The organism is Bisgaardia hudsonensis (assembly GCF_004345785.1).
Classification (GTDB): domain Bacteria; phylum Pseudomonadota; class Gammaproteobacteria; order Enterobacterales; family Pasteurellaceae; genus Bisgaardia; species Bisgaardia hudsonensis.
On the sequence record NZ_SLXI01000010.1, the window covers coordinates 1 to 26,878 of the forward strand.

24 protein-coding genes and 2 pseudogenes are annotated in these 26,878 nt (G+C 34.3%); 15 read left to right on the top strand and 11 right to left on the bottom strand.

The window, feature by feature from the left end; genetic code table 11:
• Positions 1-335: 335 nt before the first annotated feature.
• The 10 genes and pseudogenes from EV697_RS09990 to EV697_RS09460 form a co-directional block, all read right to left on the bottom strand.
• A pseudogene (locus EV697_RS09990) lies at positions 336-515 on the bottom strand (IS1595 family transposase); the annotation flags it as partial.
• 196 nt (positions 516-711) lie between these two features.
• Entirely contained in the window at positions 712-2,025 is a 1,314-nt protein-coding gene (gene potE / locus EV697_RS09420) for a putrescine-ornithine antiporter (RefSeq protein WP_132024985.1), read from the bottom strand.
• A 65-nt stretch (positions 2,026-2,090) separates the two neighbouring features.
• On the bottom strand, positions 2,091-4,253 hold the full coding sequence (gene speF, locus EV697_RS09425; protein WP_132024987.1) for an ornithine decarboxylase SpeF: 2,163 nt from the start codon (positions 4,251-4,253) through the stop codon (positions 2,091-2,093).
• A 267-nt stretch (positions 4,254-4,520) separates the two neighbouring features.
• Entirely contained in the window at positions 4,521-4,676 is a 156-nt protein-coding gene (gene speFL / locus EV697_RS09430) for a leader peptide SpeFL (protein ID WP_132024989.1), read from the bottom strand.
• Between the two features lie 356 nt (positions 4,677-5,032).
• Positions 5,033-5,626, bottom strand: coding sequence for a NapC/NirT family cytochrome c (locus EV697_RS09435; RefSeq protein WP_132025024.1), 594 nt, complete (start codon positions 5,624-5,626; stop codon positions 5,033-5,035).
• A gap of 17 nt (positions 5,627-5,643) precedes the next feature.
• Positions 5,644-6,072, bottom strand: coding sequence for a nitrate reductase cytochrome c-type subunit (locus EV697_RS09440; RefSeq protein ID WP_132025026.1), 429 nt, complete (start codon positions 6,070-6,072; stop codon positions 5,644-5,646).
• Positions 6,073-6,080: 8 nt separating this feature from the next.
• Positions 6,081-6,944, bottom strand: coding sequence for a quinol dehydrogenase ferredoxin subunit NapH (napH, locus tag EV697_RS09445; RefSeq protein WP_132024991.1), 864 nt, complete (start codon positions 6,942-6,944; stop codon positions 6,081-6,083).
• Entirely contained in the window at positions 6,944-7,702 is a 759-nt protein-coding gene (gene napG / locus EV697_RS09450; protein ID WP_132024993.1) for a ferredoxin-type protein NapG, read from the bottom strand. Before napG ends, napH begins: the two co-directional genes overlap by 1 nt.
• 51 nt (positions 7,703-7,753) lie before the next feature.
• The gene (gene napA, locus EV697_RS09455; protein WP_132024995.1) at positions 7,754-10,237 is read right to left on the bottom strand and encodes a nitrate reductase catalytic subunit NapA; all 2,484 of its coding nucleotides are present in this window, start codon (positions 10,235-10,237) and stop codon (positions 7,754-7,756) included.
• Positions 10,238-10,267: 30 nt separating this feature from the next.
• Positions 10,268-10,564: a chaperone NapD gene (locus EV697_RS09460; RefSeq protein ID WP_418883943.1), complete on the bottom strand. Its 297-nt coding sequence runs from the start codon at positions 10,562-10,564 to the stop codon at positions 10,268-10,270.
• A 310-nt stretch (positions 10,565-10,874) separates the two neighbouring features.
• On the opposite strand from EV697_RS09460, the gene narQ reads away from it, so the two are divergent.
• From narQ to rpoH, 4 genes are all read left to right on the top strand, one after another.
• The gene (narQ, locus tag EV697_RS09465; RefSeq protein WP_132025031.1) at positions 10,875-12,587 is read left to right on the top strand and encodes a nitrate/nitrite two-component system sensor histidine kinase NarQ; all 1,713 of its coding nucleotides are present in this window, start codon (positions 10,875-10,877) and stop codon (positions 12,585-12,587) included.
• A gap of 12 nt (positions 12,588-12,599) precedes the next feature.
• Positions 12,600-13,625, top strand: coding sequence for a UDP-N-acetylmuramate dehydrogenase (murB, locus tag EV697_RS09470; protein ID WP_132024997.1), 1,026 nt, complete (start codon positions 12,600-12,602; stop codon positions 13,623-13,625).
• Positions 13,626-13,644: 19 nt separating this feature from the next.
• Positions 13,645-13,974, top strand: a complete 330-nt coding sequence (locus EV697_RS09475; protein WP_132024998.1) for a DUF2322 family protein — start codon at positions 13,645-13,647, stop codon at positions 13,972-13,974.
• Between the two features lie 157 nt (positions 13,975-14,131).
• On the top strand, positions 14,132-14,983 hold the full coding sequence (rpoH, locus tag EV697_RS09480; protein ID WP_132025000.1) for an RNA polymerase sigma factor RpoH: 852 nt from the start codon (positions 14,132-14,134) through the stop codon (positions 14,981-14,983).
• Between the two features lie 160 nt (positions 14,984-15,143).
• Here rpoH and EV697_RS09485 read toward each other — a convergent pair whose 3' ends face one another.
• The gene (locus EV697_RS09485; RefSeq protein WP_132025002.1) at positions 15,144-15,932 is read right to left on the bottom strand and encodes an IclR family transcriptional regulator; all 789 of its coding nucleotides are present in this window, start codon (positions 15,930-15,932) and stop codon (positions 15,144-15,146) included.
• A gap of 231 nt (positions 15,933-16,163) precedes the next feature.
• Here EV697_RS09485 and yiaK point away from each other — a divergent pair, with 231 nt between their 5' ends.
• The 11 genes and pseudogenes from yiaK to EV697_RS09540 form a co-directional block, all read left to right on the top strand.
• On the top strand, positions 16,164-17,162 hold the full coding sequence (yiaK, locus tag EV697_RS09490; protein WP_132025004.1) for a 3-dehydro-L-gulonate 2-dehydrogenase: 999 nt from the start codon (positions 16,164-16,166) through the stop codon (positions 17,160-17,162).
• A gap of 103 nt (positions 17,163-17,265) precedes the next feature.
• A complete protein-coding gene (locus EV697_RS09495) occupies positions 17,266-17,733 on the top strand; it encodes a NanQ anomerase/TabA/YiaL family protein (RefSeq protein ID WP_132025006.1) in 468 nt (155 codons plus the stop codon).
• 6 nt (positions 17,734-17,739) lie between these two features.
• Positions 17,740-18,222, top strand: coding sequence for a TRAP transporter small permease (locus EV697_RS09500; protein ID WP_132025008.1), 483 nt, complete (start codon positions 17,740-17,742; stop codon positions 18,220-18,222).
• Positions 18,219-19,499, top strand: a complete 1,281-nt coding sequence (locus EV697_RS09505; protein ID WP_132025010.1) for a TRAP transporter large permease subunit — start codon at positions 18,219-18,221, stop codon at positions 19,497-19,499. Before EV697_RS09500 ends, EV697_RS09505 begins: the two co-directional genes overlap by 4 nt.
• Positions 19,500-19,514: 15 nt before the next feature.
• Positions 19,515-20,501, top strand: coding sequence for a TRAP transporter substrate-binding protein (locus EV697_RS09510; protein ID WP_132025012.1), 987 nt, complete (start codon positions 19,515-19,517; stop codon positions 20,499-20,501).
• Between the two features lie 76 nt (positions 20,502-20,577).
• The gene (locus EV697_RS09515; RefSeq protein ID WP_132025014.1) at positions 20,578-22,092 is read left to right on the top strand and encodes a sugar ABC transporter ATP-binding protein; all 1,515 of its coding nucleotides are present in this window, start codon (positions 20,578-20,580) and stop codon (positions 22,090-22,092) included.
• A gap of 50 nt (positions 22,093-22,142) precedes the next feature.
• Positions 22,143-23,186: an ABC transporter permease gene (locus EV697_RS09520; protein ID WP_132025016.1), complete on the top strand. Its 1,044-nt coding sequence runs from the start codon at positions 22,143-22,145 to the stop codon at positions 23,184-23,186.
• 19 nt (positions 23,187-23,205) lie between these two features.
• Positions 23,206-24,315 (top strand): ABC transporter substrate-binding protein, encoded by a 1,110-nt coding sequence (locus EV697_RS09525; protein WP_132025018.1) that lies wholly within the window; start codon positions 23,206-23,208, stop codon positions 24,313-24,315.
• Positions 24,316-24,385: 70 nt separating this feature from the next.
• Complete coding sequence (locus tag EV697_RS09530; protein ID WP_132025020.1) at positions 24,386-25,273, top strand: SMP-30/gluconolactonase/LRE family protein; 888 nt, start codon at positions 24,386-24,388, stop codon at positions 25,271-25,273.
• Between the two features lie 9 nt (positions 25,274-25,282).
• A complete protein-coding gene (locus EV697_RS09535) occupies positions 25,283-26,740 on the top strand; it encodes an FGGY-family carbohydrate kinase (protein ID WP_132025022.1) in 1,458 nt (485 codons plus the stop codon).
• A gap of 43 nt (positions 26,741-26,783) precedes the next feature.
• Positions 26,784-26,878, top strand: a pseudogene (locus EV697_RS09540) (L-ribulose-5-phosphate 3-epimerase); the annotation flags it as partial.

The window sequence follows — 26,878 nt, forward strand, 5'->3', positions numbered from 1 at the left end:
GTGGGGATTCCCCATGTGAGAGTAGGTCACCGCCAGGTTACTAATTAAGAGAAGAGAGAGCCATAAGTTGAGAGACTTGTGGCTTTTTTGTTTTGAGGAAAATCAAAATCAAAAAAATTATCAAAAATTAAACTAGCTAAGTTAAGAATAGCGAGTATTGTAGGAATAAGAATATATTTATGACAAAATATTCTTAACATTTTAAACAACAAGTTCTTGATTTCTACTTAGCCAATCAAAAAAATAGGACATCGTCATCATTTCAAACGCGCGAACAGTACATTAAATTGCTGGATTGCTCAATATCAGTATTCAAGGTCAGCTGTCTTACAATTTTCATCAGATTCAATTTTTAAATAATGAGTAATAGACTGATGTATTTTATGATAAAAAAGAATAGCAGAATTAGCTTGAATGCCTAATATATTTGCAATGGAATGAGTTGTCATTTCTAGTACAAAAATCAAGAGCTTTTTCTGTATTGATTTCTTTAATTTACAATGTGTTATCTTCATTTTTATAGAAAAAATATTTGCTAATCTACTTCATTTTCTTAATTTATTATTTAGAGAAATATTTAATAATATTTGTGAATAGTCATTTTATGACAAAAGGATAAGCTTTTTATTCGTTTTCAAGAAATGGGTTAAAGCACTAAAATACAATACAAGACTTTAACCCTTTTTTACGAACTATTTACTCTATTCTATACTAATTGTTTGTTTTCATATCAAATTTATATGATACAAATCCATATAATGTCCAACCAAGAAACGTTGCAATTGAACCATACAACATTGCTTCTTCACCAGCGGCATAAAGTGCATAAAGGCTATATATTGACCCAATAAAGGCAACAAATGAGGTTATTTTAGCTTTATTTTTAGGGACATTTTCCATTTTTTGTAGAACTATTAAGGCTGCCATTGAAAGTAAGTAAGGAATAACATTTGTTACTACCGCAAGATCAACTAATACATTAAATTGTTTGTTGAGTGAAGGGCTTATGGTCATTAAAGAAAGTAAGCTTTGAATAACAGTAATGGTAACCATTCCGATAATTGGAGCTTCTTTATTAGTAACTTTTTTAAAGAATGCAGGGAAATATCCTTCTTCCGCAGAGCTTTTGAACACTTGGGCAATCGTAAATTGCCAACCAAGAAGTGAACCAAAACAGGACATTACCATTAGCACCATTACAATTTTACCTGTACTTTCATTGAACATATGAGCAAATGCTAATCCAAAAGGAGCGGTAGAATTCGCTAATTCCATATTTGGAACTATACCTGCAATAACGTTAGTTGAAACAATATAAATTGCTGCGGCGCCTAATGTTCCACCGAGTACTGCAATTGGTACATTGCGTTCTGGATTTTCTACAGCATCGGTATTGGCACAGGCTGACTCTAATCCAAGGAATGCCCATAATGTCATTGATATAGATACTCCAATAGCTTCAAATGTTGGTACACTATGTGGATTCCAAGCATTGACGTACATTTCACCATCAAACCATTTCCAACCAATAATTGATATTCCAACAACAGGTATGATTACTCCCCAAATGGTAAATGAACTTATATTACCTGTAATGCGAGCACCACCAAAATTTAAAACTGTAGCAAGCCATAAAGTAAAAATAGTCCAACCGGCTATGGCTACTGGAGATAAGCTAGCTTCTAATAATTCTGAACCATAACCTACTGCTGAAATTGCAATTGCAACATTAGCAATAACTAATGATACGCCGTAAGTATAGTTTGCCATAAAATTACCAGCTTTACCAAAAGAGTATTCCGCATAGCCTCCCATACCACCAGATTTTTTACTAAACATACCGCATTGTGCAAATGCATAAGCAAGTGCAGTAGAACCAACAGCAGTAACTAACCATGATAAGATTGAGATTGTACCTATTTCTGCTAATTTAGTTGGAAGCATGATAATCCCTGAGCCCATCATATTTACCATTGTTAAAATAGTAAGTTGAACAACACCAATTTTATTACTTTTTGTAGTCATAATTTAAACCCTCCGTATTAAAGTGCATCCTTGATACAAGTACTGCACTTATTCCTAATCATTTTTTAATTTTTTGTTAATACATATCCATATGCACGAGTACGTCCATCAGGATCTTTTTGGAGGTAGACTCCTTGAATTTCTGGTGCAAAACCAGGTAAAACATTAATACCTTCTTCTAATGCAAGGAAATATTCTTGCGCAGTTTTACTCCATTTCTCTCCAGGCACGACACAGAGGACTCCTGGTGGATATGGTAAAGCCCCTTCAGCTGCTATACGTCCTGCAATCTCAGTTAATGAGACTAGTTCGACTTTGTTACGAATAAATTCAAGATTAGCTTCATGTGGATTCATTGCACATTCAGGTAATGTTGCTTTTCTGAATAGGTTTCTTTGTAAAGTTTTCACATCACGGCTTACATAAAGATCATGCATTTCCTGGCAAAGACGACGAATCGTATATCCTTGATAGCGGTCTTCATTATTTTTATAAACAGTTGGTAAAACGTCTTTTAACAATGAGTCTTTTTTGATGTGTTGTTCAAATGCTGCGATTTGAGCAACTAAAGTTTGCATTTTTGTCAGCGTTTCAGCTGGAGTTAATAAGAAGAGGATTGAATTCAAGTCACATTTTTCAGGGATAATTCCATTTTCTCTTAAATAGTTTGCCAAGATTGTTGCTGGAACCCCAAAACTTTCATATTCCCCTGTTTCAATATCAATCCCTGGTGTTGTTAGCATAAATTTACAAGGATCAACAAAATATTGGTTATCAACATAGCCTTCAAATTTATGCCATTTGTCTTCCGCATGGAATTTGAAAAACTCCAAGTTATTTGCCATTTCTTCGGTATCATATTCTTGCCATTTTTTACCATTTACATATGGCGGGATAAATGGTTTGATAAGATCACAGCTATTTAATAACATTTTACGTGCTTCAATACCAACTTTGACACAGTCATGCCATAAGCGGATACCAGCAGGCGTTCCTTGAATTTTGGCATTGACATCCAATGTTGCAAATAGTGGGTAGAATGGGCTTGTTGACGCGTGTAACATAAAGGCATTATTAAAATGTTTATGATTACAATAACGTGCTTGTCCTTTGATATGCTTATCTTTTTTGTGTATTTGTGAGGCTTGTGAGAAACCAGCTTGTTGTTTATGAACTGATTGAGTAACAAAAATACCAGGATCATTTTCATTTAATTCTAGCAACAATGGCGTACAATCTTTCATCATTGGAATGAATTGTTCATAACCTACCCATGCTGAATCAAATAAAATGTAATCACAAAGATGACCAATTTTATCAACGACTTGGCGAGCATTATAGATAGTACCATCATAGGTACCTAGTTGGATTACTGCGAGTCGGAACGGACGTTGTTGAGCTAATTTTTCTGGCGCAACTTCCTTGATCAGTGATTTTAAATAATCTTCATCAAAACAATGACTATCAATACCGCCAATAAACCCAAATGGGTTACGTGCGGTTTCTAAGTAGATTGGTGTTGCACCAGCTTGTATTAACGCACCATGATGGATTGATTTATGGTTATTACGGTCAAACAGTACTAGGTCGCCCGGAGTTAATAATGCATTTGTTACAACTTTGTTTGCAGAAGATGTGCCGTTTAATACGAAGTACGTTTTGTCTGCATTAAATACAGATGCTGCGTGTTTTTGGGCATCACAAGCTGCTCCTTCATGGATTAGTAAGTCCCCTAATTTCACATCTGCATTACAGATATCTGAACGGAAAATATTTTCACCATAAAAATCGTATAAGTAGCGACCAGCTGGATGTTTTCTGAAATATTGACCACCTTGATGTCCTGGACAATCAAAGGCAGAGTTACCCATTTCAACATATTCACTTAACATTTTGAAAAATGGTGGGAGCATTTTTTCTTCATAAAGTCGAGCTGCCGTTTCAATTTGTCGACTATATAAGTTAATATCATAGTTATTTAAATCTTGGACATGGTAAACTTTATTAAAGAATTCAGGTGATAGTAATTGACCTTCTTGTACAGCAACAAAAACAGGTATATTAAATTCTGTTTTTTGTATGGCATGAATGTAATTACCTACATCTTCAACACTAAGAACAATAGCACCTACATCAGTAAAATCTGTTTCTTGAATAGAAACTAGCGTTCTTGTCGTATAAAAGTAAGGTTGTATTAAAGGACTATGTGCGATTTTTAGATTTAACATAAATAACTCCTTATTTATTTTAGATAAAGCAACCCCCTCCATTATTAATTAAAATAATAGATCAGGTTTTAGCTTAGAATTTAATTAAGACTGAGCTCTCTTTGTACTTAAAGAGGAGTCAGCTTAAGAATTTCTTAAACTTTATTTTTAAAAATATTTCGTGTTGATATAGTGAATAGAACACGGTATTTAACAGCACGTAATCACTTGTACGCCTAGTCACTAGTCATACAAAAGTTACATTGTTATGTTAAATAACGTACTCAGTTACATATTTGGATTTGATATTTGAGAGTTGAAAATAGAATAAGAAAAACAAGAGCGATATGAAGGCATCATAATATGTCTTGTTCTACGTATATGAGCCATAATGGAACGACCTTTGTCAGGAGTATATTCTTGGTAATAATCATGTATTAACATAACAACACCTCTAGCTATATTTATCTAACATCAGATTGTTTGATTCTTATCAATAAAACTTTATGCTTTGATTGTATGCTGTATGCTGTATGCTGTATGCTGTATGCTGGTCAAAGAGATGATTGTAAATTTGTGAGGCTGATCACGAATTTTTTGTTGCTACCACTTTTTCTGTTCTGTTACGTAGAATAAATGGTATGAATGTAGATAGCGTATAAATATTAAAGGGGCTGACATAGATTAGCAGTATGATAAACTATGTCAGCCCCAATTTTTTATATAATGCTACTGCATATTTAAAATACAAAAATAGCTAGGACATATACCCTAGCTATTTATTTTTCATTATTTATTACTTAATTTTTCTCATCTATAAATCCTGATTTAACTTCTCTCATATCAGGTAACTGATGGGCTATACCTTTATGACAATCAATACAGGTTTTTCCTTTTTCTATTGCCATTCTATGCATTTTTTCTGCAACGGTTTTTTGTTGAGTAAAATCCATATCATCAAAATTATGACAGTTTCTACATTCTTGAGAATTATTTTCTTTCATTCTTGCCCATTCTCTTTCTGCCATTTCTAAGCGTGCAGCATTGAATTTCTCTTTGGTATCAACTTTTCCCATAAAATGTGCATAAACTTCACGTGCTGCTTTAATTTTACGTACCCATTTAGGAATAAACTCATGAGGTAAATGGCAATCTGCACAATCTGCTTTCACTCCACTACGATTCATATAATGAACCGAATTATGATATTCAGGCACGACATCATTCATGTGACAACTTGAGCAAAACTCTTCAGTACTTGTTTTCTCTAGTGCAGTATTTAAGCCGCCCCAAAAAATAATACCTGCGATAAATGATAAAGTAATTAATGTACCTATCGCAATATGGCTTGGTCTACGAAACCAATTCCAGAACTTCTTGATTAATTTAAACATATTCATTTGTATCTCTCCTATTTCCCATAGCCTTTCATTGGTTTGAATTGGTTAGGTATAATAGGTTCAACATCTGATTGTGTTACGTGACATTGTAAACAAAAATAACGACGAGGTGAGGCATCTCCGTTAATATTGCCATTTCTATCCATAAAATGTGTTGGGCTAATCCGTGTAGCACCAGTTACTCTTGAGTTTTCAGGGCTATGGCAGTTTAAACATTGATTATTGTTTTTAGTTACTTGATAACCTTTAACACTATGTGGAATCATTGGTGGCTGATTAACATAATTTAATGCTGGAACATCCACTTCTTTAGGTGGATTGTGGAATGCTGGTGCAACATTTTCTGGTGATTCATTTAGGTTATTTCCTATAAGATCAGTGTTATTAGTCAATGCACTAGTACTATAAAGTGCGGTTAAAATTAATAGTGTTTTTTTCATCATTGTGATCACTCCCCCGAATGATTAAATCTATTACTAAATATAAATACTTTTTCAGCACAAACATCGATACAACGCCCGCAACTGATACAATCTTTTGAAAGCACAAATTGACTTTCATCTTTTTTTCCATGCAAAGGTGCTCGTAATACTTGTGGTTCTGGACAGATGTTGTAACAATCCATACAGTTATCACATTTATTTTTATCAATAACTTTTATTCGTAATAGGCTTTTACTGCCTATTACTCCATAAGTAGCCCCTATAGGACAAATATGTCCACACCAACCATGTTCTACGATAAATAAATCAAATAAAAAAACAGATAATATTAGCCAAGTTGTTGAGCTTAAACCATAAATTAATGCTCTACCAAAGGCACTAACAGGATTAATCCATTCCCAAAGTAAAAAACCAGTTATAGCGCTACCGATTAAAATCATTAATAAAATTGCATAACGTAATGTTCTAGGTATTTTGGCAGTTTGTCGAATACCTAATTTACGTCTTAGCCAAGCAGCACTATCTGTGACCAGATTAAGTGGACAAACCCAACCGCAAAAAATTTTACTTCCTAATATGGCGTAGAATATTATAACAATAGCAACACCTAATAAGGTTGTTGTATTAGGTATATAACCTGTTGCTAAGCTTTCAGCTACGATTAATGGATCACTAAGTGGAATAAGATCCAGTAATAAACTACCTGAGTAATTTCCTTTTAAAATCCAAAAACCGAAGTAAGGACCAGACAGAAACATGGCTAAAATACTTAATTGGGTCAACCTTCGCCAAAATAAAAAGCGATTCGCGTACCACCAGCCTAGTTTTTGACGAGCTTCTCTTCCAGCATATTTAGGTTGGTTTGCCATCATAAACCTCTATTTTCCATACCACGAATAGGTAAGGTTATAATGTTGTTTGGCGCTAAAGAATGCCCTGCTTTTTCTTTCTCTTCCCAGCCTAAACGATAATGTTTTCCTAACATACCTTTTGCTAAGTCCATAGGTAACACTTTGATTGCCGCTTCTTCTAGTACACAAGCCTCTTCACATTTCCCACAACCAGTACAGGCTTCGGAATGGACTGTTGGAATAAATACAGCGTGCTTACCTGTTCTTTCATTGCGATGGGTTTCTAGTGTTATCGCTTTATCAATGACAGGACAAACCCTATAACATACATCACAACGTAGTCCTTGCCAGTTTAAACAAGTTTCGTGATCTAAAAGTACTGCTAATCCCATTTTTGCTTGGTTTATATCTTCAGCATTTTTATCTAAAGCACTAGTTGGACAAGCTTTTGCACAAGGAATATCCTCACACATTTCACAGGACTTATCTCTAGCCACGAAATAAGGTGTGCCAGCCTCTAAAGGAGAAAGTAATGAGGCTAGATGTAACATATCATAAGGGCATGCTTGAACACATTGACCACAACGAATACAGGCTGCTGCAAATTCTTTATTTTCCTCTAATGCGAAAGGTGGGCGTAATGCTACGCCTTCTCTTGCTAAACTTTGCTTTTGTTGTAATCCCAATAGCATACCAAGTCCAGCTAATCCACCAAGCGTTCGAGCGGTATCTTTAAAAAATTTTCGACGTTCTGGTGTTACATCCATTTTTTTCATTTTTTTCTACCGCACTTTTATGAAAGCACGGTATTCTCCTTTTGGTACTACTTATGCTTTTTCTACCTTAACTGCACATTTTTTAAAGTCGGTTTCTTTGGAAATAGGATCTGTTGCATCCAAAGTTAATTTATTTGCTAATTGTCCCGCATCAAAGAATGTTGTATAAACTAAGCCTTCAGGTACTTTATTTCGACCTCGAGTATCTAAATAAGAGATCATTTCTCCACGTCTTGATGATATTTTGATTTTATCCCCATGACGGAGTCCGCGTTTTTTAGCATCATTTGGGTGCATCCAAACTAGGTTATTTGGGAATGAACGATGCAATTCTGGAACTCGGCGAGTCATACTTCCCGTATGCCAATGTTCTAACACTCGACCTGTTGATAACCATAAATCATATTCTTCATTTGGTAATTCAGCAGCTGGTTCATAAGGTACGGCTAAGATAATTGCTTTACCATCAGGCTTACCATAAAACTTAACTTCTTCTCCTGCTTTGACATAAGGGTCATAGCCTTCACGATAACGCCATAAAGTTTCTTTCCCATCAACAACTGGCCAACGTAAACCACGAGCCTTATGATATGTGTCGAATGAGGCTAAATCATGACCATGTCCACGACCGAATGAAGCATATTCTTCAAATAAACCTTTCTGAATATAGAAACCAAAATCGTAAGATTCATCATTTAGACGATTATCTAATTCACTTAATGGGTATTTATCAACTTGACCATTAACATAAAGGACATCGTATAATTTTTTTCCTTTATATTCTGGATTGGCATCTAAAATTTCTGTAGGCCACATTTCATCTGTTGTGAAATATTTTGATAATTCAACAAGTTGCCATAAATCTGATTTTGCATTTCCAGGTGCTTTCACTTGTTGACGCCAAAATTGCGTACGTCGTTCAGCATTACCATAAGCACCTTCTTTTTCTACCCACATTGCCGTTGGTAAAATGAGATCGGCTGAAAGTGCGGATACCGTAGGATATGGATCTGAAACAACAATGAAATTTTCTTCTGCACGCCACCCTGGTAAACGTTCTTCATTAATATTTGGACCAGCTTGCATATTATTATTGCACATTACCCAAAGGAAATTGAGTTTTCCATCTTTTAATGCTCTATCTTGAGCTACGGCATGATATCCTGGTTTTTCAGGAATAACACCAGCAGGTAATTTCCAAATTTTTTCAGCTATTTTGCGGTGTTCAGGTTTTGTTACTACTAAATCAGCTGGTAAACGGTGAACGAACGTACCTACTTCACGAGCAGTACCACAAGCTGATGGCTGACCAGTTAATGAGAATGGTCCACAACCTGGTAGAGAGATTTTACCCGTTAATAAATGGATATTATAGATTAAGTGGTTTGCCCAAACGCCACGAGTATGTTGGTTGAAACCCATTGTCCAAAATGACACAATTTTCTTGTTTGGATCGGCATATAATTTAGCTAAACGTTCAAGTTGATCTTTAGGTACACCCGATATTTCATGGGCTTTTTCTAATGTATAAGGGGCAACTAATTTTTTAAATTCCTCAAAATTACTGTCATACATTTTACCCGCAGTTTTAACATTTTTAGCTTTTTTCTCTAATTCATGTGTTGGACGTAGTCCATAACCAATATCGGTTTCACCACGTTTAAAATTAGTATGCTTAGTGATAAAGTCATGATTTATAGCATTATTTTCAATAAGATAATTAATAATATAATTCATTATTGCTAAATCACTTTGTGGTTTAAATACAATACCTAAATCAGCTAATTCAAAAGATCGATGTTCAAAAGTGGAAAGTACATTTACAGTAACATTATCTGGATTAGCTAAACGACGATCGGAAATACGAGACCATAAAATAGGGTGCATTTCAGCCATATTGGAGCCCCAAAGTACAAAAGCATCGGCGTGTTCAATATCGTCATAACAACCCATAGGCTCATCAATACCGAAAGTTCTTAAAAATGCAACAGCGGCGGAAGCCATACAATGACGAGCATTTGGATCAATCGTGTTTGAGCGTAAACCTGCTTTCCATAATTTTGATTTAGCATAACCTTCAAAAATAGTTGATTGTCCAGAAGTAAACATGCCAACGGCATTTGGTCCATTCTTTTTGATGGTTGATTTTATTTTTTCTGCCATTGTTTTAAATGCAACGTCCCAACTTACAGGGGTAAAATCACCATTTTTGTCATATTTACCATCTTTCATACGTAACATTGGTTCTGTTACGCGATCTTTACCATACATAATTTTTGGTAAAAAATAACCTTTAATACAATTTAATCCACGATTTACTTCTGCATCAGGGTCACCTTGAGATGCGACAACACGACCATTTTGAGTACCAACTAAAACGGCACAACCTGTGCCACAAAAACGGCAAACTGCTTTATCCCATTTGATACTATTATCTGCGGCTTCAATATTTTTTACTGGAATAGTCAGTCCAGCTGCTGTTGCTGCTGCGAAGGCAGCATTGGTTTTCATGAAATCTCGACGACTTAAATTCATTCTATCCCCCACACTTATTTTAAAATTGAATTAATTTGGCTGGTTCTCATCTTGCTGATGATAGACGAGTGATACTGTTATTACCCCATCAATATCCCTTGCTTTTTCCATATTTTCTAACAAATTTTTTGATGAGTTAGATTGCATTACAACGACAATTTTGCCTTTTTCTTTATCCATGGTAGGCACCTCTGTATCTGGTATTGCTAGAAGTGCGGTCTTAATTTTCTCAATTTTTTGAGGATTAACTTGCACCACTAATCCACAAACGTGCCAATCGTTTGCTTTTTCTGTTGCCGTTGTCATTGCTTTTTCTTGCCTTGTCATTTTTATTCCTGCCACAAAATTACGTTAATATCTGAATAATTAAGTTCATCTAAATAGATCATTTCTTAGATTTATTCGTAATTTTTGATTAAAGACATTGTTATCGGTTGTATTGTCAACACCTTTGGTCGAAATTTTAATTACCCAAAATGTGTATTTAAGGATTTGAATCAGATTTTATTGTTTTAGATCAATTTTATTTTTAGGATTGAGATGAGATAAAATCAATTAAATTTACTAATCATTATGATAAACTGATTGAAATTGATTGGGTTATCTGTGAGCTAATACATCAGTGAAAAGATATAGTATAAAATATAAAAAACGATCTGTTTTAACTAAAATTGCTAATTATTTACTGCTTATTATTATTTTTGCAGGGATTATTAGCTCATTGAGTTTGGCAATTATGTTGGGGAATAAATCTGATGCTGAGTTAATCAATATTGCAGGTTCTTTGCGTATGCAAAGTTATCGCTTAATTTATGAAATGGATTATGCGCCTGATCAAATTGATATAAATTTAAAGAAATATCGTTTGAGTTTGCATTCGAGTGCACTAAATGAAATTAATACTAAGTTTTTTATTTCAGATGAGGCAAAAGTTGCTTATAAAAATCTAATAAAGCGTTGGGAGTTAATGGAACATTATGTTTATAGCAATAATGGACAAGCTTATCGTCAGAATATTCATAATTATGTCGATCAAGTTGATAAATTTGTTTCCATTTTACAATATGTTGCAGAAAAGAAATTATATATTGCGATTGTGTGTATTTTTATTTCTATGTTATCGATTATTGCTATGGTGTCTTATGTTATTTGGTTCACTAAAAAAGAAGTTGTATCCCCTTTAGAAAAGCTAGCATTGGCTAGCACCCAAGTGCAAATTGGCCAGTTTAATCACCTACCTTTAGATATTCATAAAAATAATGAGATAGGTCGTTTATCTGAAGTGTTTACTCAGATGTCAAGTGAGCTTCAAAAACTATATGCAAAGCTTGAAGAGAAAGTAAATGAAAAAACCATAAAATTACGCCAAGTAAATCATTCTTTAACAATGCTTTATCATTGTTCTCAACTTGCAACAACATCATCAATTTCTCCTAAATTGTTGCAACAAATATTAAAGCAAGTATTAATTAATGAGCATTTACGCTATATTGAACTGATTGTTCATGGGGCAGAGCATTGGAATATTCAATTAGGCGAAAAACAAGATCATTTTAGTTGTCAGCAAACATTGCTGACTATTGAAGGTCAAGAGTTAGGGGTTATCGCTTGGCAAGCGGGGTTACCTTGCCCTGATCTCAGAACGATGCATAGTGTTTCACAAATGTTGAGCCGTACCCTTTATTTTTATAATATGCAACGACAACAACAGCATTTATTATTAATGGAAGAGCGTTCTATTATAGCGAGGGAATTACATGACTCTTTGGCTCAGGTATTATCCTATTTAAAAATTCAATTGAAATTGCTGAAACATACTATAAATAAAAATAATTTAGAATATAAAGATAAAGAAAATAGTTTATTAATTATTCATGATTTTGAACAGGCACTTACTGCAGGATATCAACAATTAAGAGAATTGTTAGCAACCTTTAGGCTCAATGTTCAAGAGGCTAATTTACAAATCGCTTTAGAACAAGTTATTGATTCCTTAAGAAATCAAACTGATATAAAAATGAAAGTTCACTGTGCTTTGCCATCACAAACATTTAGTGCGCAACAATTAGTTCATGTATTACAAATAGTGAGAGAGGCAACGTTAAATGCAATTAAGCACTCTCAAGCAAGTTTAATTGAAGTCGTTGCTGATATAAATGATGATGGTGAATATCAGTTATTGGTAAGAGATAATGGTATTGGTATTTCTAGTTTAGAAGAGCCAGAAGGGCACTATGGATTGAACATTATGCAGGAACGAGCTCAAAAATTAAATGCAAAATTAATGATCAAACGTCGTGATATTGGCGGTACGGAAGTTCAAATGGTATTTCCGATTACATTACAATAAGGAGTAGAATTAGTGCAAGATATAAAAGAATTTCACACATTTTCTGTGGTATGTAAAGCAAAAAATGTTATAAAAATTACCGCACTTGAGCAACTAAAAGAACAATGGCAACAAGCAAAGATTGAAGATAATTCAATATTAATTGTTGGGCAGGGGAGTAATTTATTATTTTTAGATGATTTTGAAGGGACTATTTTTTTAAATCGTTTAGTTGGAATCACACATACAGAAAATGAACAATATCATTATCTTCATGTAGAGGGCGGTGAAATCTGGCACGATCTTGTAAAATGGTCATTAGAAAATCATATTTATGGTTTAGAAAATTTAGCTCTTATTCCGGGCTGTGTTGGTTCTGCGCCAATTCAAAATATAGGTGCTTATGGGGTAGAATTTAAAGATGTCTGCGATTATGTTGATGTCATGCAACTAGATAGCGGTGAAGTCTTTAGACTTAATTGTAATGAATGTCAGTTTGGTTATCGTGAAAGTATTTTTAAACATCAGTACAAAGATAATTACATGATTATTTCTGTGGGATTAAAATTAGCTAAAAACTGGGAACCTGTTTTAAAGTATGGATCTTTAGCTGGTTTTGATAAAAATACAGTAACGGCACAACAAATTTTTGATGAAGTTTGCTCTATTCGTCAAACTAAGTTGCCCGATCCAAATGTTTTTGGTAATGCGGGTAGTTTTTTTAAAAATCCTACTGTAGCAAAAAATATTGCAGATGAATTAAAAAATGAATATCCTGATATGCCTTATTTCTTGCAAGAAGATGGTTCAGTAAAGTTAGCAGCAGGCTGGCTTATTGAGCAATGTGGGTTAAAAGGTTATCAAATCGGTGGTGCCGCAGTACACCAAAACCAAGCATTAGTCATTCTTAATAAAGAAAATGCAACGAGTTCTGATATTGTAGAGCTTGCACATCATATTCGTCAATCTGTTGCAATAAAGTTTGATGTTTATTTGCAACCTGAAGTAAGATTTATTGGTAAGTATGGTGAAGTTAATGCTGAGGCAACTATTTCATAATATAATGGAGACAATAAAAATGGAATTTAAAGATAAATTAATAGAATTACCTACAATCGAGCATTTACAAGGTATAAATATACAACTAGGTGATCAGCTTATTCATCATATCCCTGCGGTTCAAGGTAAGTTAGGGTCATTAAAAGTCTATAATGCACTTGCACAAGAATTTGATGGTATTTTGGATATGAAAACAGCTAAAAAAGGATTAATGCTTTTTTGTGAACATACGGAAGACGCAAAATTAAATCCTGGAAAACATCCTAATATTGATTTTTTAATAGAGGTTATTAAACAGGATAGAACTTATAAAATAATTCCTGTTATAATAGAAACGAATAAGCAATAAGTTTATTTTATTTGTCAAAGATAAATGGAACTTTTAGAATGTAAAAACACTCTAAAGAGAGTGAAAAGGTAATATAATTAATTGCTGAAATCAATTGATCTTATCATCAATTGTGTTATAACTAATGTTATGAATAGATAAACTAAGAAGGAACATAATGAACAAAGATACTCAAACTATGATGCTTGTTCCCCAAGGCAGTATTGAAGGATATATTCGTGCAGCAAATGAATATCCAATGTTGACTGCGGATGAAGAAAAGGAATTGGCGGAGCGTTTGTACTACTACGAAGATATTGAAGCAGCAAAAAGACTGATTCTCTCCCATCTTCGCTTTGTTATCCACGTTGTTCGTGGTTATTCTGGTTATGGTTTACCACAAGCAGATTTAATTCAAGAAGGTAATATTGGATTAATGAAAGCTGTAAAACGTTTTAATCCTGAGGTTGGTGTTCGTCTAGTTTCTTTTGCTGTTCATTGGATTAAAGCTGAAATTCATGAGTATGTTTTAAGAAATTGGCGAATTGTGAAAGTGGCAACCACAAAATCTCAGCGTAAATTATTTTTCAATCTACGTAAAACTAAGCAACGTTTAGGCTGGTTTAACGAAAATGAAGTTGATATGGTTGCAAATGAGTTGGGCGTTTCTAAACAAGATGTGATTGAAATGGAAAGTCGTATGACAGGCGCTGATGTTGGCTTTGATTTAAGTTCGGATGATAATGAAGATGCCGTAGCTTATTCACCTTCACTTTATTTAGAAGACAAAAACTCTAACTTTGCAGCTGAATTAGAAAGTGAAAATTATGAAACTCAAGCTACTGATAAAGTGACCGTTGCTTTGGCTCAATTAGATGAACGTAGTCAAGATATTATAAAATCACGTTGGTTAGATGAACCTAAAGCTACATTGCAAGATTTGGCGGCCAAGTACAGTATTTCTGCGGAACGAGTCCGTCAACTTGAAACTAATGCATTAAAAAAATTAAAAAGTGCGGTCAGTTTTTAGGTTGTAATACAATATTGGTTTTATCTATCAATAGTTAAAAGAATTGGCACTACTAAGTAGTTATATTGATTTTAGTAGTGCCAATGCGTTTGGATATGATAATACTGATTTACTTATTAGTTTTGAATGATTCTAGCTAACAAGTATTTTTGTATCGTGTTTACTCTTTTTTTATCCCACCCAATTCCTTTGTTATATCCAGTGCTGTTTGGTATATTTCTTTCAGAAAAGTATTAATTCCCATTTGACGAATTTTATATACAGACATTGATACTGATACAGAATAGTTTACTTTCCCATAAAAATCGAAAATTGGGTAAGCTATGCATACAACACCTAATTCATTCTCTTCTCTGTCCATAGCAAATTGCTCACGACGAATATCTTCAAGCTCGGCTGTCATCTTATCAATATTAGTTATTGTATTATTAGTTAAGGATTGAATAATATCTTGATGGCTATTCCAATATTCTGCTAAGTAATTTTGATCTTGCTCATAAGCAAGGTAAATTTTACCCATAGCAGAACAGTAAAGCGGTAATTGTTGTCCTATATAGGATCTAGTTTTCATCATTCCCATCGTTGGTTCTAGTTTATAGATCATAATAGCATGATCATTCTCTCTTTTTGAGAGATTAACTGTCTCACCCAAAGCTAGGTTAAGACGTTCTAAATGAGGTGCCGCTAGATGGATAATATTCATTGAAACTAATGTTTTCTGTCCTAGACTTAAACATTTAGTTGTTAATCGATAACTTCCAATCGTACTTGTCGGTTGTATGTATCCTTCACTTTGTAGTCCTTGTAGTAAACGGTGAACTGTACTTTTATTTAAATTAGCCAATTCTGATAATTTAGCCAAAGGGCAACCATTTGGAAAATTACTTAGTAAGTCAAGTAAACGTAGCCCTCTAATGAGGCTCTGGTTTCCCACACTTTTTTCTGTCATTTTTATCCTTTTTACAATTTATTTGCATTAATTTTGTTTCATATTATGAAACAATCTTTCATATAAATGAGATCTAGCTCACAATTTTAACATAAAAAATATAACTTGTTGATTTTTAATTATTTTAATTTTATCAATTATATTGATATTTTAATTCCTTAATGTTAATTTATGGAACATCATTTTACAATATGAAATGTCTTGTGAAGAATAATTACTTAGAGGTGTTAAATGAAAGTTTCTTATGAACAATTAAAATCAGAATTTAAAAGAGTGTTATTGTCTCGTAAAGTGCGGGAGGATCTTGCTGAAGATTGTGCTACTTTATTCGCAGATACTACACAAGCGGGAGCCTACTCTCATGGAATAAACCGTTTTCCTCGTTTTATTCAGCAATTAGAAAATGGTGATATTGTACCTGAAGCAGAGCCGACAAAAGAGTTATCTTTAGGAGCTATTGAACAATGGGATGCGCATCAATCTATTGGTAATTTAACGGCACAAAAGATGATGGATCGAGCAATGGAGATTGCAGATCAGTTTGGTATTGGTGTGGTAGCTCTAAAAAATGCAAATCATTGGATGCGTGGTGGAGGTTATGGTTGGCAAGCTGCAGAGAAAGGCTATATTGGTATTTGCTGGACAAATGCTTTAGCAGTGATGCCACCTTGGGGAGCGAAAGAATGTCGCATAGGAACAAACCCATTAATTATTGCCGTGCCGAGTAACCCTATTACGATGGTAGATATGTCTTGTTCAATGTATTCTTACGGTATGCTAGAAGTTAATCGTTTAGCTGGTCGTCAAACTTTAGTTGATGCAGGTTTTGATGATGAGGGTAATTTAACAAAAGACCCTGCAACAGTTGAAAAAAATCGTCGCTTATTACCAATGGGATTTTGGAAAGGATCAGGTCTTTCTATCGTTTTAGATATGATCGCAACATTACTTTCTAATGGGTTATCAACCGCTGCTGTTACAGAAGATAAAGATGATGAATATTGTATTTCACAAGTGTTTATTGCTATTGAGGTAGATCGTTTAATTGATGGTAAAACGAAAGATGAAAAACTTCAGCGTATTATTGATTATGTAAAAACGGCAGAGCGTGCAGATCCTAATGTAGATGTTCGTTTACCTGGACATGAATTTACAACTATTCTTGCTGATAACAAGGCTCATGGTATTCCAGTTGATGATTCTGTTTGGGAAAAATTAAAGTCCCTTTAATTTACTAATTGTTAAGGTTTGAAAAGAAATTGCTATTAATAAATTATTGTTTTGCAATTTCTTTTTCAAAGAGTTGAACTAGGAATATTAGAGGTGAGCTATTATGTTTTTTGGACATATTAACACGGTTAATTTTAAACAATACCCTCAAGCGATACAAATAGCTTTGAGATATTTAAAAAATACTGATTTTGATGTTATTGCAGCTGGTCGTTATGAAATTAAAGGTGATTTAATTTATGCTCAAGTTCTTGATTTAGATACTCAAGATAAATCATTACTTTTACCCGAAGTTCATCGTCATTATTTAGATGTACAGTACCTACATTCTGGTACAGAAAAAATAGGTGTAGCTATAGATCTAGGTAATAACATTATAGCAGAAGATTATGATTCAGTTCGTGATATACAATTTTACTCAGGTGTTCAAAATGAGTCTGAACTTGTGATGCGAGTAGGTAATTTTGTGGTATTTTTTCCAGAGGATATTCACCGACCAGGATGTATTAATATCCAAACAAATAAAATTCGTAAAGTTGTTGTTAAAGTTGCAATGAGTGAATTGGGGTAATGCTTTATGGAAAAACTGCTTCATTCATTAAGTAAAATATTGGAAATTTTTGTTATTGCCATTCTTGCAACGATGTCTTGTTTAGTCTTTCTTAATGTTGTCTTACGCTATGGATTTAACAGTAGTATAAATGTGACTGAAGAAGTTTCTCGTTATTTATTTGTTTGGTTAACATTTTTAGGGGCTATTTTAGCATTTAATGAAAATTTGCATGTTAATGTATCGATTCTAACTCATCATCTATCAATTGTTAAAAAAAGATTACTTAGTATATTTACCGATGCTTCAATTCTTTTTTGTTGTTATTTGATTATTAAAGGAAGTTGGGTTCAGTTTCAATTAAATTTGCATAATCTTTCTCCTATTTCTGAGATTCCTACCGCCATTACTTATCTTGCGAGCATTATATCAGGAGCTGCAATTGGACTATTAGTATCTATTAGAATTATTTGTACGATACGTACTGTAATGAAAGGAGAAAATCTATGACAGTTATTATTTTCCTTTCTGTTTTATTAATTTCGATTTTACTTGGCATTCCTGTTGCTTTCGCTTTATTGGTATGCGGGATTGCATTGATGTTACATTTAGACTTATTTGATGCCCAAATCCTAGCTCAACAGTTAGTGAGTGGTGCTGATAGTTTTTCTTTAATGGCTATTCCATTCTTTATTCTTGCTGGCGAAATTATGAATGAAGGTGGATTATCAAAAAGAATTATTGACTTACCTATGAAACTTGTTGGGCACAAAAGAGGCGGTTTAGGATTCGTTGCTATTCTTGCGGCAATGATTATGGCAAGTCTTTCTGGCTCTGCTGTTGCTGATACTGCGGCAGTTGCAGCGATGTTACTTCCGATGATGAAAACAACAGGATATCCACTTGAGCGTTCTGCTGGTTTAATTGGAACTGCAGGGATTATTGCACCTATTATTCCTCCTTCAATTCCTTTCATTGTGTTTGGTGTTGCAAGCGGTGTTTCGATTACCAAATTATTTCTCGCTGGTATTTTCCCTGGTATTTTAATGGGATGTTGTTTAGCGACACTTTGGTGGTGGCAAGCAAAGCGTTTGAATTTGATGACTTTTTCAAAAGCAACGAAAGAAGAACTCTGTATTTCATTTAAAAATAGTATTTGGGCATTAATGTTACCAGTGATTATTATTGGTGGATTTCGTTTGGGTATATTTACTCCCACTGAAGCAGGAGCTGTTGCTACATTTTATGCATTGATTGTTGCGCTATTTGTTTATCGCGAATTGAAATTCAAAGATTTGTATAAGGTTTTACTTACTGCGGGAAAAACTACAGCAGTTGTTATGTTTTTGGTTGCAGCCGCAAATGTAACAGGTTGGCTAATTACAATTGCCGAGCTTCCACAAATGATGACTGAGTTGCTTGAGCCATTGATTGAATCACCAACTATATTATTAATTGTCATTATGCTTGCTGTTTTTACTGTTGGTATGGTGATGGATTTGACACCAACAGTCTTGATTTTAACACCTGTACTTATGCCGCTAGTAGAGGAAGCTGGGATTGATCCAGTATATTTTGGTGTGTTATTTATACTTAATACCTCCATTGGTTTGATCACTCCACCAGTTGGTAATGTGTTAAATGTTATTGTTGGTGTATCAAAACTACCTTTCGATAAAGCAGCAAAGGGCATACTTCCTTATATGTTAATGATGGTTGTATTACTGTTTGCATTTATATTCTTTCCATCGTTAATTTTAACGCCACTCTCGTGGTTACAACCTTAATTTCAGGAGACTATTATGAAGATTTTTAATCTTAAAACGCTAGTTACATTTATTGCAAGTGTGAGTTTATTTTCTGCTACCGCAGTTGCTCAGACATCACTACGCTTTGGTTATGAGGCTCCTCGTAGTGATACCCAGCATTTAGCAGCTAAAAAATTTAATGACTTACTTAAACAGAAAACAAAAGGTGAGATTAAATTAAGCCTTTTTCCGGATAGTACATTAGGTAATGCTCAGACAATGATAGGTGCTGTTCGTGGTGGGACAATTGACTTAGAAATGTCGGGTTCACCTAATTTTTCAGGTTTAGTTTCAAAGTTAAATGTTATTGATATTCCGTTTATTTTTAAAGATCGTGAGCATGCTTATGCGGTATTAGATGGGGAAATCGGTCAAGGTTTATTAAAAGAGCTCGAAGCTCAAGGTCTTAAAGGATTAGCATTTTGGGAAGTCGGTTTTCGCTCATTCACTAACTCTAAACGACCGATTACAGGTCCAGACGATATTAAAGGTTTAAAAGTACGAACAAACCAAAATCCTATGTATATTGAAGCATTTAGTTTACTTGGCGCTAACCCAGTGCCGATGCCATTGTCAGAATTATATACTGCACTTGAAACCAAAGCTGTTGATGCTCAAGAACATCCTGTCGGTATTTTTTGGTCAGCAAAACTTTATGAGGTTCAAAAATACTTAAGTTTGACTAATCATGGCTATACACCATTGATTGTTGTGATGAATAAAGCAAAATTTGATTCTTTTTCTCCTGAATTACAACAAGCGATAATTGAGAGTGCTCAAGAAGCAGGAAAATACCAACGTCAACTTAATTTTGATAATGAGAAAGGTATCATTGATAAATTACAAAAGGCTGGTATTGAAGTTATTGAAACCATAGATAATAAGCCATTTAAAGCAGTAATTGAAGCAGATGTACGTAAAGCATTTATTGAAAAAAATGGAGATGATCTAGTTAAACAGATTGATTCATTAGCGAAGTAATAGCAAGAGGTAAGATTTATTGGTGTATTTTATCTTACCTCATTATTCAATTTTCCTTGATAATTAGGAATATATTATGACAACAAATCAGCCTGTTTTAAGATTGCAGCATATTATTAAGAAATTTGGTAATCATATTGCAGTCAATGACGTAAGCCTTGATATCTACTCCGGAGAAATTGTCGCTCTACTTGGTGAAAATGGAGCAGGAAAATCAACATTGATTAAAATTCTTGCTGGAATTTATAGTAAAGATGGGGGGGATATATTTTTTCATCATCAAAAAATTCAGTCTGCAACTGCTATTGAAAAAGGGAATAAAAAGCCTATTGCTTTTATCCATCAAGATCTAGGATTGATTGAATGGATGACTATTGCTGAAAATATGGCATTTGTAATGGGATTTCCTCGTCGTTTTGGTTTAATTGATTGGAACAAGATTCAAGAACAAGCCCAAAAAGCATTGGACTATGTAGGGATTCAGTTATCCGCTGAGACTCGAGTATTTGATCTTAGTAGGACAGAAAAAGCATTGTTGGCTATCGCAAGAGCAATAGCTATTAATGCGGAAATATTAGTATTAGATGAGCCAACAGCTTCTTTACCTGCAAGTGATGTAAAACATTTATTTACAGTACTAAATCGTTTACGTTCTGAAGGGGTTGGTATGATTTATGTTACTCATCGCCTTGATGAAGTAATCGCCATATCCGATCGTATTTTAGTTATGCGAGATGGTTTCCCTGTCGCAGAAGGCGATACAAAACTTTATGATGTTAAAGGGCTTGTTAAGGCTATTGTTGGTGAAGAAACGAGAGGAAGACAAAGAAAACCTTTACCTAAAAACACTCCTGAAATACTAAAATTAGATCAAGTGACCATTGGAGATACTGGTCCAGTATCTTTCACTTTAAACAAAGGTGAAATGATTGCTCTTGCAGGTTTAAGAGGTGCTGGGCAAGAAGAGGTTGGTAGATTACTGTTTGGTTTATCTGGTTTAGATAGTGGTTCAATGTATTTAGGTGGTAATCCGTACATTGCTCATTCTCCGCAAGAAGCTATTCAAAAAGGAATTTCTTTCGTGGCAGGTGACCGAACAAAAGAAAGTCTTGTGATGTCGATGACAACGACTGAGAATTTATTCTTGAATCCAACTTTGAGTGGACATAGTCCATTTAAATATTATGCAAAGCGAGAAGAGTGGAAGGAAAGTTGGTTTAAGTTTCAGCTATTTGATATTCGCCCTAAAAATTTATTTATTGATGTTAGTGCGTTATCTGGAGGTAACCAGCAAAAAATAGTTGTTGCTCGTTGGATGCATTTGAATACACCTATTTTGATTTTAGAAGATCCTACTGCTGGTGTTGATGTTGGTGCAAGAGCAGAAATATATGATTTACTAAATAAAGCACTAGGAGAAGGAACGGCAATTATTGTTATTTCTACTGATTTTGAAGAAATTGCTCATCTATGTAATAGAGCCATTGTATTTAATAGAGGGGAAATAGCAGGTGAATTGATTAACGAAAATGTTACATTTGCTAACTTATTAGCGTTGGCATCAGATAGCCAATCTAAATCAGTTTGTTAATTTTTAATAATTTATCTGCTTATCGGTAAGTAGATGATGAGGAATAATATATGGCTCAAACAAATATAAAATCGACCGCACTTGAGCAACCGGTATCAATTGCTCGTGATGGTTTCTTCGGATGGTTTTCTCAAATGCTAACAAGATATGGGTTACTTTGGCTATGTGTCTTATTGGTTGTTATTTTCTCCCTTACTACAGATTCTTTTGCATCAATGTTAACTCTAAATGCAATTTTGGAAAGTAAATCCAAAATCGCATTACTTGCTTTGGCTGCAACAACAACGATGATTGTTGGAAAAATAGATCTTAATGTTGGATTTGGTATTGTTTTATGGCATATCCTAGCGATCACATTGCAAGTCCAGTATGGGTTTTCTTGGCAAATGGCAATTCTAACTGTCTTAGTTATTGCTGCTCTATATGGTTTGTTAAATGGTATTTTGGTAGCTCTTGCTGATATTGATAGTTTTGTTGCGACTCTAGGATCTGGAACCGTTCTTTATGCTGTTGCATTGTGGCATTCAGGTGGGCGTCAAATTGTTGGTGATTTACCTGATGGCTTTATTGCTATCAACAGTACGGAGATTTTTGGATTACCTATTTCTGCTTTTTATGTCCTTATTATTGCAATAGTTATGTGGCTAGTCACAGAACATACGCCAGCTGGTCGATGTATGTATGCAGTTGGAGGAAATCCTGTTGCGGCTCGATTAAATGGTATTAATATTAAAAAATATACGATAGTTCCTTTTGTTGTTTCCAGTGTTATTACTGCATTTACAGGGATATTAATTTCAGCTCAGCAAGGGGTTGGCCAAGCTAGTGTAGGAATGGATTACCTTCTTCCCGCACTTGTAGGAGCGTTTTTAGGTAGTACAACTATTAGACCTGGAAGAATTAATGTATGGGGTACAGTCGTAGGTATTGCAATATTGGCAATTGGTATATCCGGCATTCAACAGTTTGGTGGTGCATTCTGGGTAGAACCGCTGTTTAATGGTACTACTTTATTACTTTCCATCACTATTGCGGGGTATGCACAACGTAAACGTTTATTAAATCAAAAAGCAGTACACAAAAAAACTCACTAACCTATAAGAGGAATTAATTATGAAACATTATTTTTATAAAACCCTTACAACTGTTGCAAAGATAGTTGTACTCTCTACAGTAGTAAGCAGTGTTTATGCTAATGATCCATTCGTTGATGAAGCTAAGCAACAAGTTGCGGCGGCTACTGCTAAGCAAGAGAAATGGGATGGTCCAGTTTCAGGTCCAGTGTTACAACAAAATAAAACCGTTATTTTTATTGCCTCGGATATGAAAAATGGTGGTGTTCTCGGTGTTATTGATGGAATGAAAGAGGCTGTTGGAGCTACTGGCTGGAAATTAGATGTGTTAGATGGTGCGGGATCTGTAAATAATCAATTATCGGCATTAAACCAAGCTATTGCTCGTCAACCTGATGCAATTGTAATTGGTGGTTGGAATCCAAATGTTGCTAAAATTCCACTAAAGAAAGCAGCTAAATATGGTATTAATTTAGTTTCTTGGCATGCAACACCAGAACCTGGACCAATTGATAAATATGGTATCTATTATAATGTAACGTCAGATTCAAATGAAATTGCAAAACTTTCTGCGATGCTCGCAATAGCAGAGTCTAATGGAAAAGCTAAAGTTGTCATTTTAACAGATTCTCTTTATGAAATTGCTTTAAAGAAAGCAAATGTAATGAGAGAGGTTATTGAAAAATGTAAAGAATGTAAGGTACTCGAATTTATTGATACGCCATTAGCTGATACTTCAAGCCGTATGCCGAATCTTACTTTTAATTTGCTACAGAAATACGGTGATGATTTACAGTATGCCTTAGCAATAAATGATTTATATTTTGATTTTATGGCACCTTCTTTACGTTCTGCTAATAAAGATAGACCTTATAATATTTCAGCTGGAGATGGATCTGTTACCGCATATCAGCGTATTCGTAATAATGATAAACAGTTTGCAACTGTTCCAGAACCTCTAAATTTACATGGTTGGCAACTAGTAGATGAGTTAAATCGTGCATTTGCTAAAGAAAAACCATCTGGTTATGTAACACCCGCTCATCTTGTTACAAAAGAAAATGTCGCTTTTGATGGAGGTGAAAATAATCTTTATGATCCTCAAAATGGTTATAAAGAGCAATACAAAACTATTTGGGGTATAAAATAATAATATGCCGAGCGGCTGAATATAAAATGATTTAGCCGCCTTCTCTGGTTTTATATTTGATGAGTATGCTATGAATAATCTTAATATTGAAGTTTATGATGACCGTTTTTATCAGTTAGTAGGTAACAATTTTAAGCTAGATGAGTTATATGATCAGGTTATATGGGCAGAGGGACCTGTATGGCAACAGGATACAGGTTTTTTAATTTTTAGTGATGTTAAAGGCAATAGAATGTATCGTTGGTCTGAATCTGAAGGGACACAAGTTTTTAGAGACCCATCTTATTTTTCAAATGGAAATAGCATTGATACACAAGGTAATTTAGTTACTTGCGAACATGGTCGCCGTTGTATTAGCCGTACTAATAAAGATGGTGAGATTGTTGTTTTAGTTGATAATATTGAAGGAAAAAAGTTAAATTCCCCAAATGATGTGGTCGTTAAATCAGATGGATCTATTTGGTTTACCGATCCTCCTTATGGCATATTGAGTAATGATGAAGGGCAGAAAGCTCCTAGTGAAATCATAGGTTGTTATGTTTATCGCTTTGATCCTATAACACAAGAAATTAATATTGCTACTTTTAATACTATGCGACCGAATGGCTTAGCATTCTCCCCTGATGAAAAGACACTTTTTGTTGCGGATATGTCAGTTGTTGAATTTCAAAAAAATGGATTACATCATCTTGTTGCTTTTGATGTAAATGGAAAATATTTGGAAAATCGTCGAACTGTTTCCGAAATTAATCCAGGAATTCCAGATGGATTTAGAATTAGTCAAAATGGTTTGATTTTTTGTAGCTGTGGCACAGGAATTATTGTGTTATTAACTGATGGAACAAAATTGGGGCAGTTCGTATTGAATAAAACAACCTCTAATTGTGCTTTTGGTAGCAATGAACAAACACTTTTTATAACTGCGACAAATAGTTTGTATCGTCTAACAATGAACTAAGGATTTACCATGAATTACTATTTAGGCATTGATTGCGGTGGTACGTTTATTAAAGCGGCGTTGTTTTCTGAAAACACTGAAATGATTGCTTGTGTTAGAGAAAATGTCGTCGTTATTAGTGAACAATCGGGTTATGCAGAACGAGATATGCTATCACTGTGGCAAATTTGTGCTAGCGTAATCCATAAAACTATCCAAAAAAGTGGTATTTCGGCTACTTTAATTAAAGGTGTTAGTATCTCTGCACAGGGTAAAGGTATCTTTTTATTAGATAAACAAAAGAACCCTTTAGGTCGAGCGATTCTTTCATCAGATCAACGCTCATTGAATATTGTAAAAAACTGGCAAGATGAAAATATACCTGAAAAGCTTTACCCTATTACTCGTCAAACTTTATGGACAGGACACCCTGTGTCTATTTTACGTTGGATCAAGGAATATCAGCCAGAACGGTATGATGATATAGGTTTCGTATTAATGTCTCATGATTATTTAAGATTCTGTTTAACTAACGAATTATATTGTGAAGAAACAAATATTTCTGAATCCAATCTTTATAATATGGAATTAGGAAAATATGATGCGAAATTAGCTGAATTATTGGGCTTAGATGGAATTTTAGAAAAGTTACCACCAGTTATCCAATCTAATAAAATTGCAGGATATGTTACCAAAGAAGCGGCTAAGCAGTCAGGTCTTGCTATAGGAACACCTGTTGTAGGTGGAATATTTGACGTTGTTTCTACCGCACTTTGTGCTGATCTTGATGATGATACAAAACTTAATGTTGTTTTAGGTACTTGGACGGTTGTTAGTGGTATTACAGATTATATAGATCCTAAACAAAAGTTGCCTTTTGTGTATGGACGTATTCCAGAAGCCAATAAATTTATTGTTCATGAGGCAAGTCCTACTTCAGCTGGTAATTTAGAATGGTTTACAAAACAATGGGCTAGCTTGAATTATGATGATATTAATCAAGGGATTGCATCATTACCACCAGCAACAAGTTCAGTATTATTTGTACCCTTCCTTTACGGTTCGAATGCAGGGTTAGGAATGCAAGCTGGTTTTTATGGATTACAAGCGCATCATACTCAAATACACCTATTACAGGCTGTGTATGAAGGTGTATTGTTTAGCTTAATGCACCACTTAACCAGAATGTTACAGCGATTTCCCAAGACAAAAATTTTGAGAGTGACAGGCGGTCCGACAAAATCAGCAATATGGATGCAAATGTTAGCTGATCTTACAGGTATACCGGTAGAAGTACCAAATATAGAAGAAACGGGTTGTTTGGGGGCTGCACTAATGGCAATACAGGGGGTTAATTTAGAAAAGGGTATTGTGAATATAGAAAAAAGAATGCAAATTTTTAAACCTAATCCTGATAACTTTGTACTTTATCAAAAAAAATATGGACGTTATCAGAATTTAGTTAAAGCATTACAGTCACTAAATTAATTAATAATATCAGATTATTTTATAACTTTATTTAGGTAATTATATGAGAAAACATAAACTGGGCATTTATGAAAAAGCCTTACCCAAAAATATCAGTTGGCAAGATAGATTGTCTATTGCCAAAGCCTGTGGCTTTGA

Coding starts and splice junctions, on each gene's coding strand:
- EV697_RS09460 (WP_418883943.1), bottom strand. CDS start 10,564: ATGACAAGGCAAGAAAAAGCAATGACAACGGCAACAGAAAAAGCAAAC.
- EV697_RS09510 (WP_132025012.1), top strand. CDS start 19,515: ATGAAGATTTTTAATCTTAAAACGCTAGTTACATTTATTGCAAGTGTG.
- EV697_RS09530 (WP_132025020.1), top strand. CDS start 24,386: ATGAATAATCTTAATATTGAAGTTTATGATGACCGTTTTTATCAGTTA.
- EV697_RS09535 (WP_132025022.1), top strand. CDS start 25,283: ATGAATTACTATTTAGGCATTGATTGCGGTGGTACGTTTATTAAAGCG.
- yiaK (WP_132025004.1), top strand. CDS start 16,164: ATGAAAGTTTCTTATGAACAATTAAAATCAGAATTTAAAAGAGTGTTA.
- EV697_RS09495 (WP_132025006.1), top strand. CDS start 17,266: ATGTTTTTTGGACATATTAACACGGTTAATTTTAAACAATACCCTCAA.
- EV697_RS09440 (WP_132025026.1), bottom strand. CDS start 6,072: ATGAAAAAAACACTATTAATTTTAACCGCACTTTATAGTACTAGTGCA.
- napH (WP_132024991.1), bottom strand. CDS start 6,944: ATGGCAAACCAACCTAAATATGCTGGAAGAGAAGCTCGTCAAAAACTA.
- EV697_RS09525 (WP_132025018.1), top strand. CDS start 23,206: ATGAAACATTATTTTTATAAAACCCTTACAACTGTTGCAAAGATAGTT.
- EV697_RS09505 (WP_132025010.1), top strand. CDS start 18,219: ATGACAGTTATTATTTTCCTTTCTGTTTTATTAATTTCGATTTTACTT.
- EV697_RS09475 (WP_132024998.1), top strand. CDS start 13,645: ATGGAATTTAAAGATAAATTAATAGAATTACCTACAATCGAGCATTTA.
- potE (WP_132024985.1), bottom strand. CDS start 2,025: ATGACTACAAAAAGTAATAAAATTGGTGTTGTTCAACTTACTATTTTA.
- EV697_RS09515 (WP_132025014.1), top strand. CDS start 20,578: ATGACAACAAATCAGCCTGTTTTAAGATTGCAGCATATTATTAAGAAA.
- EV697_RS09485 (WP_132025002.1), bottom strand. CDS start 15,932: ATGACAGAAAAAAGTGTGGGAAACCAGAGCCTCATTAGAGGGCTACGT.
- rpoH (WP_132025000.1), top strand. CDS start 14,132: ATGAACAAAGATACTCAAACTATGATGCTTGTTCCCCAAGGCAGTATT.
- napG (WP_132024993.1), bottom strand. CDS start 7,702: ATGAAAAAAATGGATGTAACACCAGAACGTCGAAAATTTTTTAAAGAT.
- speFL (WP_132024989.1), bottom strand. CDS start 4,676: ATGTTAATACATGATTATTACCAAGAATATACTCCTGACAAAGGTCGT.
- EV697_RS09520 (WP_132025016.1), top strand. CDS start 22,143: ATGGCTCAAACAAATATAAAATCGACCGCACTTGAGCAACCGGTATCA.
- napA (WP_132024995.1), bottom strand. CDS start 10,237: ATGAATTTAAGTCGTCGAGATTTCATGAAAACCAATGCTGCCTTCGCA.
- EV697_RS09435 (WP_132025024.1), bottom strand. CDS start 5,626: ATGTTTAAATTAATCAAGAAGTTCTGGAATTGGTTTCGTAGACCAAGC.
- EV697_RS09500 (WP_132025008.1), top strand. CDS start 17,740: ATGGAAAAACTGCTTCATTCATTAAGTAAAATATTGGAAATTTTTGTT.
- speF (WP_132024987.1), bottom strand. CDS start 4,253: ATGTTAAATCTAAAAATCGCACATAGTCCTTTAATACAACCTTACTTT.